Origin of the sequence: Dyella marensis, from assembly GCF_049532885.1 — a bacterium.
Classification (GTDB): domain Bacteria; phylum Pseudomonadota; class Gammaproteobacteria; order Xanthomonadales; family Rhodanobacteraceae; genus Dyella_D; species Dyella_D marensis.
The window spans coordinates 1,081,204-1,097,042 of sequence record NZ_CP064029.1 but is presented as its reverse complement, the minus strand read 5'-3'; the positions used below and the strand labels follow the sequence as shown (position 1 = coordinate 1,097,042).

Below are 15,839 nucleotides of genomic sequence, written 5' to 3'. Positions count from 1 at the left end.
TTACTCCTTCGCCGGCAGCGCCACGGTATACGGCCGCAGCGTCGGCGCCTTGCGGGACATGAAGATCAGCACCAGGCCCACCAGGATGAGCGGCAGCGACAGGATCTGCCCCATGGTGAGCCAGCCGAAGGCCAGGTAGCCGAGCTGCGGGTCCGGCAGGCGCACGAATTCCACCGCGAAACGGAAGCAGCCGTACAGCAGCGCGAACAGTCCCGAGAGCAGATAGCGCGGGCGCGGCTTGAGCGACACCAGCCACAGCACGGTGAACAGCACCACGCCTTCCAGCAGCATCTCGTACAGCTGCGAGGGGTGGCGCGGCAGGCGGTCCGGCGCGTTGGGGAAGATCATCGCCCACGGCACGTCGCCGGGCTTGCCCCACAGCTCGCCGTTGATGAAGTTGCCCAAGCGGCCCAGGCCCAGCCCGATCGGCACGATCGGCGCCACGAAATCCACCGTGTCGAAGAACGCGACCTGGTGCCGGCGCGACCACCACAGCCCCGCGGCGAGCACGCCGAGCAGGCCGCCGTGGAAGCTCATGCCGCCGTCCCACACGCGGAACAGCGCCACCGGGTCGGTCCAGATCCAATGGATGTCGGCATAGAACAGCATGTAGCCGATGCGGCCGCCCGCGATCACGCCCATCATCGCGTAGAACAGCAGGTCGCCCAGCGCATCGCGCGTCACCGGCAGGCGGCCATGGCGGCGGCGGTATTCGGCCAGCAGCCAGGCGCCGAAGAAACCGCCCAGGTACATCAGGCCATACCAGTGGATCGGGAAGGAACCGAGGCGGAAGGCCACGGGGTCGATGGCGACGGTATAAGGCAGCGACATGAGTCCGATCGGGGAAGCCGGCAAAGTCCAAGTGTAGCGACACCGGCACCGCTGCCGACAGGCAGGGTCGACGGCCGTGCCGGCTTGGCTATACTCGGCCGCGAACGCGATGCGGGCCCGGGGAGGCGCCCGCACGGCGCGCCGCCGGAAAGCGGCATGCGTCGCGGCGTTCGGCACGGTGGGGGTGTTGCTCCCAGCCACCGGCCCGGCAAGGGAGCCACCAAACAGGGGAAAATACATGTCGCTTCATTTCGCGCGGACTGCGCTGTCCGTGCTTTGCCTGCTCGCGCCCGCGGCCGCCTTGGCCGCCGACCTGATCCCGGTCGAGGATTTCGCCCGCCATCCGCAGATCTCCATGCCGCGCCTGTCGCCCGACGGCAAGTACGTGGCCGTGCGCGTGGATACCGACGACGGCGACAACCACGCGCTGATGGTCTACCAGGTCAGCGACATGAGTAACCCCGTGAGCATGCTGCGCATGCCCAAGTACGAGCTGCCGACCAGCATCGTCTGGGTCAGCCCCACCCGCCTGGTGATCGAGAAGGGCAAGCAGTTCGGCTCGATCGACAAGCCGCTGTCCACCGGCGAGATCATCGCCACCGACTTCAACGGCAAGAACCAGGACTACCTCTACGGCTACGACAGCAAGGCCAGCAGCCGTTCCGCCACGCGCGGCACCGACCGCGGCTGGGGTTCCATCGACGGCCTGCCCGAGCGCGCCAACGGCCATTTCTACATGGGCGCGCAGGACTGGGACGTGCAGAACCAGAGCTCGCTCTACGACGTCAACGCGCAGAAGAACACGCGCCAGCTGATCGGCGACATCGGCGTGGGCGACATGACCTTCATGACCGGCGCGGACGGCCTGGCGCACTTCGCCTACGGCCGCGACGAGAACTACAACTTCGTCGTGTTCCACCGCGAGAACAACGCCTGGGCCAAGCTCGGCAGCCAGGCCACCGGCGCCAGCTTCGCGCCGATCAGCTTCGCGCCGGACCGCCAGCGCATCTACGCCAGCTTCAGCGCCGACGGCGGCCCCGGCAAGCTGGTCGAGCAGGACGAGAACGGCAGCGGCCGCCACGACCTGGCCAAGGACGACTTCGGCAGTATCGGCACCCTGCAGTGGACCGCCCTGCCCAACCAGCCGTTCGCGGCCACCCCGATGACCGGCCTGCCCAAGCCGATCTACATCGACCCGAACCTGCCGGCGGCCAAGCTGCATATGGCGCTCAGCCAGAAATTCCCGGGCCAGGTGGTGGATTTCATCAACTACAGCGAGGACGGCAGCCAGCTGCTGTTCTCGGTCAGCAGCGACCGCAGCCCAGGTTCGTACATGCTGATCGACACGCAGACCTTCAAAGTGCGCAAGCTGTTCGACGCCGCACCGTGGATCGACCCCGGCAAGATGGCCGAGCGCCGCCCGGTGCGCTTCAAGGCCAGCGACGGGCTGGAGCTGGAAGCGATCCTGACCTTCCCCAAAGGCTCCAAGGAAGCCAACCTGCCGATGGTGCTGGTGCCGCACGGCGGCCCGCACGACGTGCAGGACACCTGGTTCTACGACGACGACGCGCAGTTCCTGGCCAGCCGCGGCTACCTGGTGCTGCAGGTGAACTACCGCGGCTCCGGCGGGCGCGGCGCGAACTTCAAGGAAGCCGGTTACCTGAAGTGGGGCACGCGCATCCAGCAGGATCTGATCGACGGCGTGAAGTGGGCGATCGAAGAGCGCTATGCCGACCCCTCGCGCATCTGCGTCTACGGCGGCAGCTTCGGCGGCTACTCGGCCATGATGGCCACCATCCGCGCGCCGGGCCTGTTCAAGTGCGCGGTCGGCTACGCCGGCATCTACGACCTGGACATGATGTACAACAAGGGCGATATCGGCTCCAACAAGCGTGGCCGCAACTATCTGCGCACGGTGATCGGCAAGAACGACGCCGACCTGGCGGCCAACTCCCCCGACAAGCTGGCCGACAAGATCGACGTGCCGGTGCTGCTGGTGCACGGCGAGGACGACCAGCGAGCCCCGTTCGCGCAGGCCAAGGCCATGCGCGCCGCGCTCGAAGCCGCGCACAAGCCGTACCAGTGGCTGTCCAAGCCCGGCGAGGGCCACGGCTTCTACACCGAGAAGAACAACATCGAGTTCTACAACACATTGCAGTCCTTCCTGGACAAATACATCGGCCCGAAGGCCGACGTGGCCGCCAAATAGCTGTCGCGGAACTGACGAAAGCGGGACCCGGGAAAGGGCGCCGCGGCGCCCTTTCCTCGTTTTGGCCCGGCCCAAAACGAATGTCTGCAATTACTTACGAAGACAAAGCTGACGCGACAGTAAGGTTGCAGGAAGCTGTCACCTTGTTTTAACTTCGGGCTTACATCGCCTGCTCCCCGGCTTCGGCGATGCCAGGGCACGTCCACTCCCCCCGTGGGACGCGCCATCCCAGATATCCAGGCGACCAGCGCTAAGTAGCTGGCGGCTGGCTATTTTTTGTTCGGAGTTCCTATAACAATGAAGCAAAAGACCCTGCTGGCTACCGCCATCGCCGCAGCGCTCCTGCTGCAGACCTGGTCCATCGCCGCCCAGGACGCCCCCGCTCCCGCCGCCGACCAGTCCAAGGCCAAGAGCCTGGACACCATCACGGTCACCGGCTCGCGCATCCGCAGCGTGGACGTCGAGACCTCGCAGCCGATCTTCACCATGGACCGCCAGGCGATCCAGTCGACCGGCCTGACCAATGTCAACGACATCCTGGCCCGCATGCCGTCCGCCGGCACGCCGGACATCACCCCGCAGGACACGCTGTCGTCGGGCGCCGACGTCGGCGGCCGCTACGTGAACATCCGCAACCTGGGTTCGACCCGCACCCTGGTGCTGGTCAACGGCCGCCGCTGGAGCACCAGCCTGGGCGGCCTGACCGACGTGTCGACCATCCCGGTCTCGATGATCGAGCGCATCGAAGTGCTGAAGGACGGCGCGTCTTCCGTCTACGGTTCCGACGCCATCGGCGGCGTGGTGAACATCATCACCCGCGACCGCTTCGAAGGCGCCGAAGTCAACGCCTACTACGGCCAGAACGAGAAGGGCGACGGCCAGCAGAAGAACGTCGACTTCACCTGGGGCCACAACACCGAGAACAACTCGCTGATCCTCGGCGCTGCCTACCAGGACAGCAAGCCGATGTGGAACCGCGACCGCGCCGAAACGCGCTACTCCAACAGCCCGCGCCATATCGACGACAGCCTGGGCGGCGGTCCGTGGGGCCGCGTGACCAACCCGGCCGACGGCCAGGATTACATCCTGAACCGCGGTGGCAATCCGGCGAACTTCGCCGACTACCACCCGTTCACCGGCGCGCCGAGCGACCTGTACAACACGCAGGCCGACATGACCTTCCGCGCCGGCACCAAGCTGAAGAACCTGTTCCTGCAGGACCGCTACAAGCTCACCGACAACGTGACCCTGCGCGGTTCGGCCAGCTACAGCGTGCGCGACACCGAAAGCCAGCTGTCCGGCTACCCGCTGCAGACCGGCAACACCGGCCTGACCATCGACCCGAACAACGCCTACAACCCGTTCCCGGGCCAGGCGACCAGCTTCTACCGCCGCACCGTCGAGCAGCCGCGCGACACCTGGAGCAAGTCCAAGCTCGCGCACATCGACGTCGGCGCCGAAGGCTTCTTCAACTTCCTCGGCCACGAGTGGAACTGGGACGCCACCTACACCTACTCGCAGACCAAGGTCCGCCAGGTCTCCTCCGGCAACTTCTACCTGCCTAACGCGCAGAAGGCGCTGGGCCCGACCACGATCGTCGATGGCCAGGTCGCCTGCGCCAGCGCCGCCGACCGCGCCGCCGGCTGCGTGCCGTGGAACATCCTGGCCGGCCCGGGCGGCACGCCCGCCTCGGTGTGGAACTACATCAACTACATCGGCACCGCGCGCCAGACCAGCAAGACCGACGACTTCAGCGCCAACCTCACCGGCGGCCTGTTCGACCTGCCGGCCGGCACGGTCAGCATCGCCGGCGGCATCGAGCACCGCGGCGAGAAGGGCAGCTTCCGGCCCGACGCGGGCGACTCGGCCGGCCTGACCACCAACCTGGCCAGCAACCCGACCAACGGCGCCTACATCGTCAACGAGGCCTACCTCGAACTCGACGTGCCGCTGCTGCGCGACCTGCCGGGTGCGCAGGAGCTGGGCGTGAACGTGGCCAGCCGCTACTCGCACTACAGCAACTTCGGCAGCACCACCAACAACAAGTACAGCTTCCGCTGGCGCCCGTTCGAGGACCTGCTGGTCCGCGGCACCTACGCCGAAGGCTTCCGCGCGCCGACCATCGACAATCTCTATGCCGGCAGCGGCCAGAGCTTCGAGAGCTTCGTCGACCCGTGCGATTCCGTGATCGGCGCCGCCGGCAGCAATGCCACCGTGGCGGCCCGCTGCGCCGCCGCCGGCGTGCCGGCGAACTATCGCCAGATCGACAACGGCACCGGCAAGCCGATCACCGACAACACCGGCGGCCAGACCGCGACGCCCTTCATCTCGGGCTCCAACCCGAACCTGAAGCCGGAGCAGTCGATCACCCGCACGATCGGCTTCGTGTACAGCCCGCACTACGTGTCCGGCCTGGACTTCACCGTGGATTACTACAACATCTACGTGAAGAACATCATTACCTCGGTCACCGCGTCGAGCATCCTGAACTACTGCTACGTGCAGAACGATTCGTCCTTCTGCGACCGCTTCAGCCGCAGCGCCAACGGCGTGATCACCAACCTCAACGAGAGCCTGTCCAACCTGGGCACGCTGAAGACCGAGGGCTACGACGTCGGTATCCACTACCGCCTGCCGCAGACCAGCTTCGGCACCTTCCGCATCGCCTCTGACAGCACCTACCTGACCAAGTACGAGACGGTCAGCGGCCCCGGCGCTCCGGCGGTGAACGCGGTCGGCTTCATGACCGACGGCGCCGGCAACCTCAACGGCGGCATCACCGGCCTGTACCGCCTGCGCTCGAACCTGCAGCTGGACTGGGACTACAAGCAGTTCGGCGCGAGCTGGACGGTGCGTTACTTCTCCGGCCTGAAGGACAGCTGCTACACGTCGACGGTGGAGTGCAACATGCCGACCTACGTGGCCCCCGGCCTGGTGGGCGTGGGCGTGAGCCGCAAGGGTTCGCTGGCGTTCAACGATGCGCAGGTGCGTTATACGGCGCCGTGGAAGGGTGTGTTCACGGTTGGCGTGAACAACATCTTCAACAAGAAGAGCCCCTACTACTACAACGTGACGAATTTCGGCAGCGGCAGCCCGCCGTACAATCCGGCGTTCGATATCGATCGTTATTTCTACGTGTCGTATAACCAGAAGTTCTGATCGCTTAGGCGGATGGAATTTTTGTTTTGAGGGGGTGGGCCTTCGGGTCCACCCCTTTTTTTTGGGCGCGCGGGGCGCTCTTTGCTCGTCATCCCGGCGTAGGTCGGGATCCAGTTTCTGTGTCGCCTGGATTTTGCGTTACCGCGGACTGGCCGCTTATGCAGCGGGCATTTCGGACGCCTGCCGGCGCCCGAGTCACTTTCTCTTTGCTGGCCCAAAGAGAAAGTAACCAAAGAGAGAATGGCCTGAGAGCCACTGCTCGCGACGCGACTAGAAGGAGCAGTGGACGGCTGCGGTAACCGGATTAACCTGGGTCTACACGAAACGACTTTGCGTTTACGTAGCGGGTGCTTCAACGTGCCGTCGCCGAGAGGATGTTCAAGAACTGAGGCCAGCTTGAGCGGTGCGTTTTACCTCAGCTTCTCAGGTTGAACCCTTCTCCCTCCGGGAGAAGGTGCCGGCAGGCGGATGAGGGTTCGGGCGGAGCGCAGCGTTACACCCCGCCACACAAGGGTAGGTTGGGGTGAGCCGCAGGCGAACCCCAACGTGGCGAGGCGCGTGAAGGTGCGGGTGTTGGGGTTCGCCTGCGGCTCACCCCAACCTACGCCACGGCAAGATTTAGCGTTGCGCTCCGCCAGGCCCCTCACCCTGCCCTCTCCCCGGAGGGGAGAGGGGTGATGTCGTGAGGTGTGCAGGAACGAAGAGCAAAAGCTGGCCTCGGTCCTTGAAAGTCCTCTCGGCCACGGCACGTTGAAGCACCCGCTACGCAAACGCACTGCCGTTTCGTGTAGACCCAGGTTAATCAAGTTACCGCAACCGTCCACTGCTCCTTCTAGTCGCGTCGCGAGCCTTTGACTTGAGGCCATTTCTCTTTGGTTACTTTCTCTTTGGGCCAGCAAAGAGAAAGTGACCCGGGCGCCGGCAGGCGCACGGAATGCCCGCTGCATAAGCGGCCAAATCGCGACAACCACACCTATTCGCTACCGGATCCCAACCTACGCCAGGACGACGAGCAAGGAGCGAGCGACCACATCGCGCCCACGCGAAACCCACTAAAGCAACACAGGCCGATCCGGCAACTCATCCGGCCTCCCGGCGCCATCCCCCGGAAAATGCCGCGCCAACAACTCATGCGCAGCCCCAATCCCCCCGAGGCTCCCCTCGCGCCACTCACCCCGCGCAAAACACTCGCGCATCCGCGCACAGATCGCATCCCATTCCGCCTGCGGCACCGCAGCCGCAATCCCGCGATCGGCAACAATCTCGATCCGATGCTCAGCGAGCAGCACATAAAACAACACGCCGCAGTTGTGCTCGGTATCCCACACGCGCAACTGCGCAAACACCTGCTCCGCGCGCCGGCGCGCGTCCAGCCCCTCCAGCACATCCCACGGCGACAGCCGCGCCTCCACGGCGAAACACACCTCGCCCTTGTGGCGCCGCTCGCCGTCGGCGATAGCGCGGGTCATCTCATCCAGCACGGCAGGCGTGAACGCCCTGCGCAGCAGGAACCATGCGCCGCTCAGATTCGCGAAGAAACGTTGGGCGCGTCCCATCACCAGCTCCCCGAGGAGCCGCCGCCGCCGAAGCTGCCGCCGCCCCCGCTGAAACCGCCGCCACCACCGCTGCCGAAGCCGCCACCGCCACCACCGAAACCGCCACCGCCGCCCCAGCCACCGAAACCGCCCCACCCGCCGCCGCCGATGGAACGCCCGGCGCCAGCCGGCAGCAGCATCAGTACGCCGCCGATGATCGCGCCCAGCGCCGCGGCGCCCAGGCTGGCCGCCAGCAGCCACAGCAGGCCGCCGATCAGGCCGGCGCCCAGCGGCGTGCGCAGCCAGATGCGGGCGCGGCCGAAGATGCCGCGCAGGAACAGGCCGGCGAAGATGCCGATGAACAGCATGTCCTGGAAACCCAGGCCGCTGCGGCGCTCGCGATGGGCCGGCTCGATCGGCGGCGGCAAGGCCTCGCCATCGATCAATTGAGTGAGTGCGCCGACCGCGTCGCTGATGCCGCCGAAGTAATCGTTGCTGCGGAATTTCGGCGCGATGTATTCGCGCGTGATGCGCGCGGTGGCGGCATCGGGAATGGCGCCTTCCAGGCCGTAGCCCACTTCGATGCGCACGCGCCGGTCGTTCTTGGCGATCAGCAGCAGCAGGCCGTCGTCGGTGCCTTTGCGGCCGATCTTGTTGGCCTCGGCCACGGCCAGCGAATAGCTCTCGATATCCTGCGGCTGCGTACTGCCCACCATCAGCACCACCAGCTGCGCGCCCTTGCGCTGCTCCAGCGCCACCAGCTGCGCGTCGAGCTGGTCGACCTGCTGCGCGGTGAGCGTACCGGTGAGGTCGGTGACGTGGCGCGCCAGCCTGGGCGGCGCGTCATCCGCATGCAGCGGCGCCAGCCCTGCCGCGAGCAGCAGCAGGGCCAGCAGCAACAAAGGCAGGCGCGAAAGGCGCCGCACGCTCACCTCAGTGCGTCGTCGCGGCCGGAGCCGGCGCCGCGCTGTTGCCGAAGTCGACGGTCGGCGCGGTGGAAATCGCCTTCTCGTTCTCCACGGTGAAGTTCGGCTTGACCTGGTAGCCGAAGATCTTGGCGGTGAGGTTGTTCGGGAAAGTGCGGATCATCGAGTTGTATTCCTGCACCGACTGCACGTAGCGGTTGCGCGCCACGGTGATGCGGTTCTCGGTGCCTTCCAGCTGCGCCTGCAGATTCTGGAACAGGCCGTCGGCCTTCAGCTGCGGGTAGTTCTCGCTCACCACCATCAGGCGCGACAGCGCGCTGGACAGCTGGCCCTGCGCCTGCTGGAACTGCTGCAGCTTCTGCGGATCGTTCAGCGCGTCCGGGCTCAGCTGCATGGTGCCGACCTTGGCGCGCGCATTAGTCACTTCGGTCAGCACTTTTTCCTCGTGCTGCGCGTAGCCCTTCACCGTATTGACCAGGTTGGGCACCAGGTCGGCGCGGCGCTGGTACTGGTTGATCACTTCGGACCAGGCGGCCTTGACCGCTTCGTCCTGGCGCTGCATGGCGTTGTAGCCGCAGCCGGAGAGGCCGAGGACGAGCAGCAGCAGGGCGATCGCGCGAAGGAATTTCATGGGCGTGGACTCCGATCCGGTGGACGCCACATTGCAGCACCCCGCAGGAAACTGCGCAATCGTGCCTGGCGGAGCACGCCGGAAGTCACACCATCCAGCGCGGCGCCAGGATCAGCGCCCAGCTCAGCACCGTCATCATCAGCAGCAGGAACACCGCGGCCGAACCCATGTCCTTGGCGCGGCCGGCCAGTTCGTGGAATTCCGGGCTGACCTTGTCGACCACCGCTTCCACCGCCGAATTGAGCAGCTCGGCGGAAAGCACCAGCACCGCCGGCAGCACCAGGGCGATCTTTTCCAGCGGGCCGTTGCCCAGCCACAGGCCCAGCGGCACCAGCACCACCGCCAGGCAGGCCTCCAGGCGGAACGAGGCCTCGTGCTGCCAGCCGGCGCGCAAGCCCTTCATCGACCACTTGAAGGCGTTCCAGATTTCTTTGGGTCCGCGGATGCCGCTGGCTGCCATAGCTGTAAGTCCGTGCTCATGGGCGTCCCGGGGCGGCGGGCTGCCGGCCGGGTGCTGCCACAAACGCGGCATGATGCCATAGCGCCCCGGCGCTTCGGGGGCGGCCGCTAGAATGGCGGTCATGAGACGTTCCCTCGCCCAGCAGCGCATCGGCCCCACCGCCCTCACCCGCACCCTGGCCTGGCTGCGCATCTGCGCCATCGCCGGGCAGAGCGTGGCGGTGCTGGTCTGCGCGTTGTGGATGAAGCTGGATATCCCGCTGCTGCCGCTGCTGGTGGGCATCGGCACGCTGGCGGTGTTCGCCGTCTATGCCGCCTGGCGGCTGTCGCAGCCCACGCCGCTGCGCGAATGGGAAACCATCCTGCACGTGGCCGCCGACACCCTGGTGCTGGGTTATCTGCTGTATTTCACCGGCGGCGCCAGCAATCCCTTCATCACCCTGCTGCTGGTGCCGATCGCGCTCACCGCGGCGACGCTGTCGGTGCGCGCGATCCTCGCGGTGGCGATCCTGGCCGGCGTGGCCTACGTGGTGCTGCTGGGCTGGTACGTGCCGCTGCCGATGCCGGAGCACGCGTTCGGGCCCAACGGCTTCAGCCTGCACGTGGCCGGCATGGGCGTGAACTTCGTGATTTCCGCCCTGCTGCTGGCCTTCTTCACCAATCGCCTTGCACGCGCGGTGCGGCTGCAACAAGTGGAGATGCAGCGCGTGCGCGAACGCGCGCTGCGCGACGAGGGCATCCTGGCCATCGCCACCCAGGCCGCCGGCGCGGCGCACGAGCTCAACACGCCGCTGTCGACCATGCGCACCCTGCTGCCGGAACTGCGCCGCGAGCACGCCGCCGACACCGTGCTGGGCGAGGACCTGGCCCTGCTCGAAGGCCAGGTGGAGCGCTGCCGCACGATCCTGCGCGAGATGGTCGCCTTCGGTAAGGCGCAGCTGTCGCAGGTGCCCGAATGCACCACGCTGGACGGCTTCGTTCACGGTGCGCTGGAACGCTTCCAGCTGCTGCGCCCGGAAGCCGACCTGGAACTGCAGATGGACGACGACGCCGGCGAGATCGTGCTGCGCACGCCGCCGGGCCTGCGCCACGCGCTGCTGAACCTGCTCAACAACGCCTTCGAGGCGTCCGCGCTCAACCAGTCGCAGGCGGTGGACCTGATCGCCCACCGCGAAGGCGGCTGGCTGGAGTTCGTGGTGCGCGACCACGGCCCCGGCTTCACGCCCACCGGCGCGCCGGCGGTGGTGGGCCAGTCGCACAAACCCACCGGCCTGGGCATCGGCATCGCCCTGGCCGAAGCCACCGCCGAACGCCTGCACGGCGAGCTGACCGCCGCCAACACCCCCGACGGCGGCGCGGAAATGCGCCTGCGCCTGCCGCTGGCGGTGGTGGAGGCCAAGGACGGCTGACGGGACACTTCGCCGCGCCCCCGGCCCCGCCGGTCAGGCTTGCGCGACAATACGTGCGGCCAATCCCCCGGGAACCGCATTCATGACCGACCAGCAGCCCCTGCTCATCATCGACGACGACGCGACCTTCGCGCGCGTGCTGGCCCGGGCGCTGAGCTCGCGCGGCTTCGAGGTGCTCACCGCCGGCAACGCCGACGAGGCGCGCGCCCTCACCCGCCGCCACCATCCGCGCTACTGCGTGCTGGACCTGAAGCTGGGCGACGAAAACGGCCTGCGCCTGATTCCCGAACTGCGCGCCCTGGTGCCGGAGATGCGCGTGCTACTGCTCACCGGCTACGCCTCGATCGCCACCGCGGTGGAGGCGATCAAGCGCGGCGCCCACGACTACCTGGCCAAGCCGGTCGATGCCGACGCCGTGGTGCGCGCCCTGCTGGAAGGCGACGCCCCGAGCGCCGACGACGAACTGCTGGACGCCCCGGAAGCCCCGCTGGCCCTGCGCCGGCTGGAGTGGGAGCACATCCAGCGGGTGCTGACCGAGTGCGACGGCAACATCTCCGAGACGGCACGCCGGCTGGGCATGCACCGGCGCACTCTGCAGCGCAAGCTGAGCAAGCATCCGGTGCGGGAACGCCCGGACCAGGAATAAGCCGGGCGACAACCGGGTAAACGGAAACACGGCCTGCGACAACGCGCCGCCTTTTTCCTCACGGGAGCGCGGCTATCCTCGCAACCCTTGACCTGGGTCCAGGGTACGACTTTGAACCGACCGCTCCGCCTCCGCGTCCTCCCCCTGGCCCTGTTCGCCGCGCCTGCCTTCGCGCAGCAGGCCAGCACGCTGGAAGCCGTGCACGTGCACGCCAGCGACACCCAGGTGACCGAAACGCCCGGCGTGCAGGTGCGCGTCAGCCGCGAGCAGTTGCAGAAGCACAACGTCACCGACAGCTCCGACGCGCTGAAGTACGCGCCGAACCTGCAGGTGCGCAAGCGCTATATCGGCGACCCCAACGCGGTGATCAGCGGCCGCAACGCCGGCACCCTGCAGAGCGCGCGCAGCCTGGTCTATGCGGACGGCCTGCTGCTGTCCAACCTGATGACCAACGGCTACGACGGCGCGCCGCGCTGGGGCATGGTGGCGCCGGAGGAAATCGGCGCGGTCGACGTGCTGTACGGGCCTTATTCGGCGCTGTATCCCGGCAATTCGATGGGCACCACGGTGCTGATCCACACCCGCCTGCCGCAGACCTTCGTGGCCAGCGCCAGCGCCCAGGTGATGAGCCAGCATTTCACCGACCACTACGGCGCCGGCGGCCATTACAACGGCCGCAACTTCAACGCCACGCTCGGCAACAAGCAGGGCCGCTGGAGCTGGATGCTCGCGCTCAACAAGCTCGACAACGACGGCCAGCCGATGCAGTACGCCACCGCCACCGCGGGCGGCAATGCGGCGCGCGCGGTGCCGGTGCAGGGCGCCACGCTGGACCGCAACCCCAACGGTTCGCCGCGCCTGGTCTACGGCGCCAACACCATCGAGCACACCGAGCAGACGCAGGCGAAGCTGAAGGTCGGCGTGGATGTCACCGACAAGATCTCGGCGCTGTTCACCCTCGGCTACTGGCACAACCATGCGGACGACCGCACGCGCAGCCTGATCCGCGATCTCTCCGGCCAGCCGGTCTACAGCGGCGCGATCAGCGCCTACGGCCGCACCTGGAGCTTGCCGGCCAGCGGCCTGGCGCCTTCCGCCACGCGCGAGACGCATGCGCTGTACGGCGTGGAGTTGAACGGCCGCTTCGACAACGGCTGGCGCTGGACCGCGGTGGGCAGCAAGTACGACTTCGTGCGCTCGCAGACGCATACCGCCAGCCTCGCCCCGCCGGTCGGCCCGCTCGGCGGCCCGGGCACGGTGGCGGACCTCGGCGGCTCCGGCTGGGAAACCGCGGACCTGCGCAGTTCCGGCCCGCTGGGCGAACACCACACGCTGTACGCCGGCCTGCACGGCGACCGCTACGTGCTCGATTCGCGCGTGCGCCAGGCCAGCGACTGGCGCGGCGACGCCAACGGCGCGCAGACCAGCGCCTTCGGCGGCCGCACCCGCACTTACGCGGCGTATCTGCAGGACGTGTGGGGCTTCGCGCCGGCGTGGACGCTCACGCTCGGCGGCCGCTGGGAACAATGGCGCGCTTACGACGGCCTGCGCGCCAACGCCACCACCACGCTGCGCTACGCCGAACGCCAGCGCACCGACTTCTCGCCCAAGGCGGCGCTGGCCTGGGACTTCGCGGACGACTGGCAGCTGCGCCTGGCCGGCGGCAAGGCGGTGCGCTACCCCACGGTGAACGAGTTGTTCCAGGGCAGCATCTCGGCCAACGCCATCGTCAACAGCAATCCGAACCTGCGGCCGGAGCGCGACTGGTCCACCGACCTGACCCTGCTGCGCACGCTGGCCAATGGCCACTGGCGCGTGTCGCTGTTCCAGGACCGCATCGCCGATTCGCTGTATTCGCAGACCGACATCACGGTCACGCCGACGGTCACCAATATCCAGAACGTGGACAAGGTACGCGTGCGCGGCATCGAGGGCGAGCTGGCGCTGAAAGACGTGTGGATCGCCGGACTGGATCTGCAGGCCAGCGTCGCGTTCAACCACGCCAAGACGCTGAGCGATCGCCAGTATCCGCTGGCCGACGGCAAGTGGTTCCCGCGCATCCCGAAGGTGCGCGCCACCTTCGTCGCCGATTACCGCATCACGCCGGAATGGGACGCCTCGCTGGCCATACGCCATTCCGGCCGCCAGTACGGCTCGCTCGACAACAGCGATTTCGTGAATACCTACGGCGCGGTCAGCCGCTTCACCGTGGCCGACGCCAGGCTGCGCTGGAAATTCGCGCCGCAATGGACGGCTTCGGCCGGCGTGGACAACCTCACCAACGAGCATTACTGGGTCTACCATCCCTATCCCGGCCGCACCTTCTTCGGCGAAGTGCGCTGGGACTACTGATACCGGAGCCGCGCCATGCGCCTAGCCCTCACCCTGTTGTTCGGCCTTGCCGCGAGCGCCGCCGCGGCGCATGACATGGCGGGCATGCCGATGCCCAAGGGGCCGGACCTGGGCGCCAGCGCAGCGCTCGACGGCAAGGGCCGGCTGTGGGTGGTGGATGCGGCGGACGGCCACGTGCGCCTGCGCCATTCGGACGATTTCGGCCGCACGCTGAGCGCGCCGGTGCCGGTCAACGCGCAGGCCGAGCCGATCTACGCGGAAGGCGAGAACCGGCCCAAGATCGCCTTCGGCGCCAAGGGCGAGCTGTATGTGAGCTGGTCGCAGCCGCACGCCAGGCCGTGGACCGGCTTCGTGCGCTTCGCGCGTTCCACCGATAACGGCGAGCATTTCTCCGCACCGCTCACCGTGCATCACGACCGCGCCGAGATCACCCATCGCTTCGATGCGATGGCGGTGGACAGCAAGGGCCGCATCGTGATGGCGTGGATCGACAAGCGCGATCTGGAAGCCGCCACCGCCAAGGGCAAGCCGTACCGGGGCGCGGCGATCTACACCAGCGTTTCCAGCGACGGCGGCAACAGCTTCTCCGCCGAACGCAAGCTCGCCGACGAAACCTGCGAGTGCTGCCGCATCGCGTTGGCCAGCACGCCGCAGGGCGAGATCGCCGCGTTCTACCGCAGCATCTTCGGCGACAACATCCGCGACCACGCGTATGCAGTGCTGCATGCGGATGGCCGTCCGCTCGAACCGCAGCGCGCGACCTTCGATGACTGGCATATCGCCGGCTGTCCGCATCACGGCCCGGGGCTGGCGATCGGCGCCGATGGCGTGCGCCATGCGGTCTGGTACGAGGCGAAGGACAAGCCGGCCATCCATTACGGCCAGCTCGATCCGGGCAAGGCGCCGGCGCATCTGCAGACCATCGCCACCGCCGGCGCCAGCCATGCCGACGTGGCGGCGAGCGGCAAGCAGGTGTGGGTGGTGTGGAACCAGGTCAATGCGCAGGGCTTCGCGCTGATGCTGCGCGAATCGCAGGACGGCGGCGCCAGCTTCGGCGAGGCGCGCGAGATCGCGAACCAGAAGGGCGCCGTTGCCGCGCCGCAGCTGCTGCTGTGGCAGCACCGCGCGTTCGTCGCCTGGAATACCGCCGGCGGCTTCCGCGTGGTGCCGACGGAGGCGTTGTGATCCGGCGCGCGCTGCTCGCCCTGTGCCTGGCCTTGCCGTTCGCGGCGCAGGCCGGCGCACCGGTCGCCTTGACCGCGGAAGACGTGCCCGCCCTGCTGAAGCCGCCCGCTCATGGCGTGCGCGTGCTGGCGCTGTGGGGGCTGGATTGCGCGTATTGCGAATCGAATCTGCAGGCGTTGCAGAAGCTGCAGCGGGCGCATCCGCGCGAGATCGAACTGATCGCCGTCGCGACCGACAGCGTGGCCGAAAACGCCGCGCTGGAACAGCGCCTGCACGCGGCCGGCGTCGATATGCTTCCCTCGCGCGCTTATGCCGATGCCACGCCCGAGCGCATCAACTACCTGATCGATCCGAACTGGGGCGGCGAGCTGCCGCGCACCTTGATCATCCGCGCGGACGGCTCGCGCAAGGGCATCAGCGGGCAGCTGACGCCGGAAAAGCTCGCCACGATTCCGTAGGTTGGGGTGAGCCGCAGGCGAACCCCAACATCGCCAGCG

General features: G+C 67.5%; 12 protein-coding genes. 7 read left to right on the top strand and 5 right to left on the bottom strand.

Annotation, left to right across the window (positions count from 1 at the left end; translation table 11 throughout):
• Positions 1–831 carry a prolipoprotein diacylglyceryl transferase gene (lgt, locus tag ISN75_RS04705; protein ID WP_167252256.1) on the bottom strand — a complete coding sequence of 277 codons (831 nt, stop codon included), beginning with the start codon at positions 829–831 and terminating at the stop codon, positions 1–3.
• A 238-nt stretch (positions 832–1,069) separates the two neighbouring features.
• Between lgt and ISN75_RS04700 the strand changes: the two genes are divergently transcribed.
• Positions 1,070–3,040 carry an alpha/beta hydrolase family protein gene (locus ISN75_RS04700; protein ID WP_343820887.1) on the top strand — a complete coding sequence of 657 codons (1,971 nt, stop codon included), beginning with the start codon at positions 1,070–1,072 and terminating at the stop codon, positions 3,038–3,040.
• Between the two features lie 297 nt (positions 3,041–3,337).
• A complete protein-coding gene (locus ISN75_RS04695) occupies positions 3,338–6,199 on the top strand; it encodes a TonB-dependent receptor domain-containing protein (RefSeq protein ID WP_343820889.1) in 2,862 nt (953 codons plus the stop codon).
• A 1,052-nt stretch (positions 6,200–7,251) separates the two neighbouring features.
• On the opposite strand, the gene ISN75_RS04690 is transcribed toward ISN75_RS04695, so the two are convergent.
• The 4 genes from ISN75_RS04690 to ISN75_RS04675 all read right to left on the bottom strand — a co-directional run bounded on the left by ISN75_RS04690 (position 7,252) and on the right by ISN75_RS04675 (position 9,751).
• A complete protein-coding gene (locus ISN75_RS04690) occupies positions 7,252–7,755 on the bottom strand; it encodes a TPM domain-containing protein (protein WP_343819637.1) in 504 nt (167 codons plus the stop codon).
• Positions 7,755–8,660, bottom strand: a complete 906-nt coding sequence (locus ISN75_RS04685) for a TPM domain-containing protein (protein ID WP_167252260.1) — start codon at positions 8,658–8,660, stop codon at positions 7,755–7,757. The genes ISN75_RS04690 and ISN75_RS04685 overlap by 1 nt, the downstream gene beginning before the upstream one ends.
• Before the next feature lie 7 nt (positions 8,661–8,667).
• Positions 8,668–9,291: a LemA family protein gene (locus ISN75_RS04680; RefSeq protein ID WP_167252261.1), complete on the bottom strand. Its 624-nt coding sequence runs from the start codon at positions 9,289–9,291 to the stop codon at positions 8,668–8,670.
• 85 nt (positions 9,292–9,376) lie between these two features.
• Entirely contained in the window at positions 9,377–9,751 is a 375-nt protein-coding gene (locus tag ISN75_RS04675) for a diacylglycerol kinase (RefSeq protein WP_167252727.1), read from the bottom strand.
• A 121-nt stretch (positions 9,752–9,872) separates the two neighbouring features.
• Between ISN75_RS04675 and ISN75_RS04670 the strand changes: the two genes are divergently transcribed.
• The 5 genes from ISN75_RS04670 to ISN75_RS04650 all read left to right on the top strand — a co-directional run bounded on the left by ISN75_RS04670 (position 9,873) and on the right by ISN75_RS04650 (position 15,800).
• Complete coding sequence (locus tag ISN75_RS04670) at positions 9,873–11,159, top strand: ATP-binding protein (protein ID WP_168648179.1); 1,287 nt, start codon at positions 9,873–9,875, stop codon at positions 11,157–11,159.
• An 82-nt stretch (positions 11,160–11,241) separates the two neighbouring features.
• A complete protein-coding gene (locus tag ISN75_RS04665) occupies positions 11,242–11,805 on the top strand; it encodes a response regulator transcription factor (RefSeq protein ID WP_343819636.1) in 564 nt (187 codons plus the stop codon).
• 111 nt (positions 11,806–11,916) lie between these two features.
• Positions 11,917–14,157, top strand: coding sequence for a TonB-dependent receptor (locus ISN75_RS04660; protein WP_343819635.1), 2,241 nt, complete (start codon positions 11,917–11,919; stop codon positions 14,155–14,157).
• Between the two features lie 15 nt (positions 14,158–14,172).
• The gene (locus ISN75_RS04655) at positions 14,173–15,342 is read left to right on the top strand and encodes a sialidase family protein (RefSeq protein WP_343819634.1); all 1,170 of its coding nucleotides are present in this window, start codon (positions 14,173–14,175) and stop codon (positions 15,340–15,342) included.
• On the top strand, positions 15,339–15,800 hold the full coding sequence (locus tag ISN75_RS04650) for a hypothetical protein (protein WP_343819633.1): 462 nt from the start codon (positions 15,339–15,341) through the stop codon (positions 15,798–15,800). The genes ISN75_RS04655 and ISN75_RS04650 overlap by 4 nt, the downstream gene beginning before the upstream one ends.
• Positions 15,801–15,839: the final 39 nt, after the last annotated feature.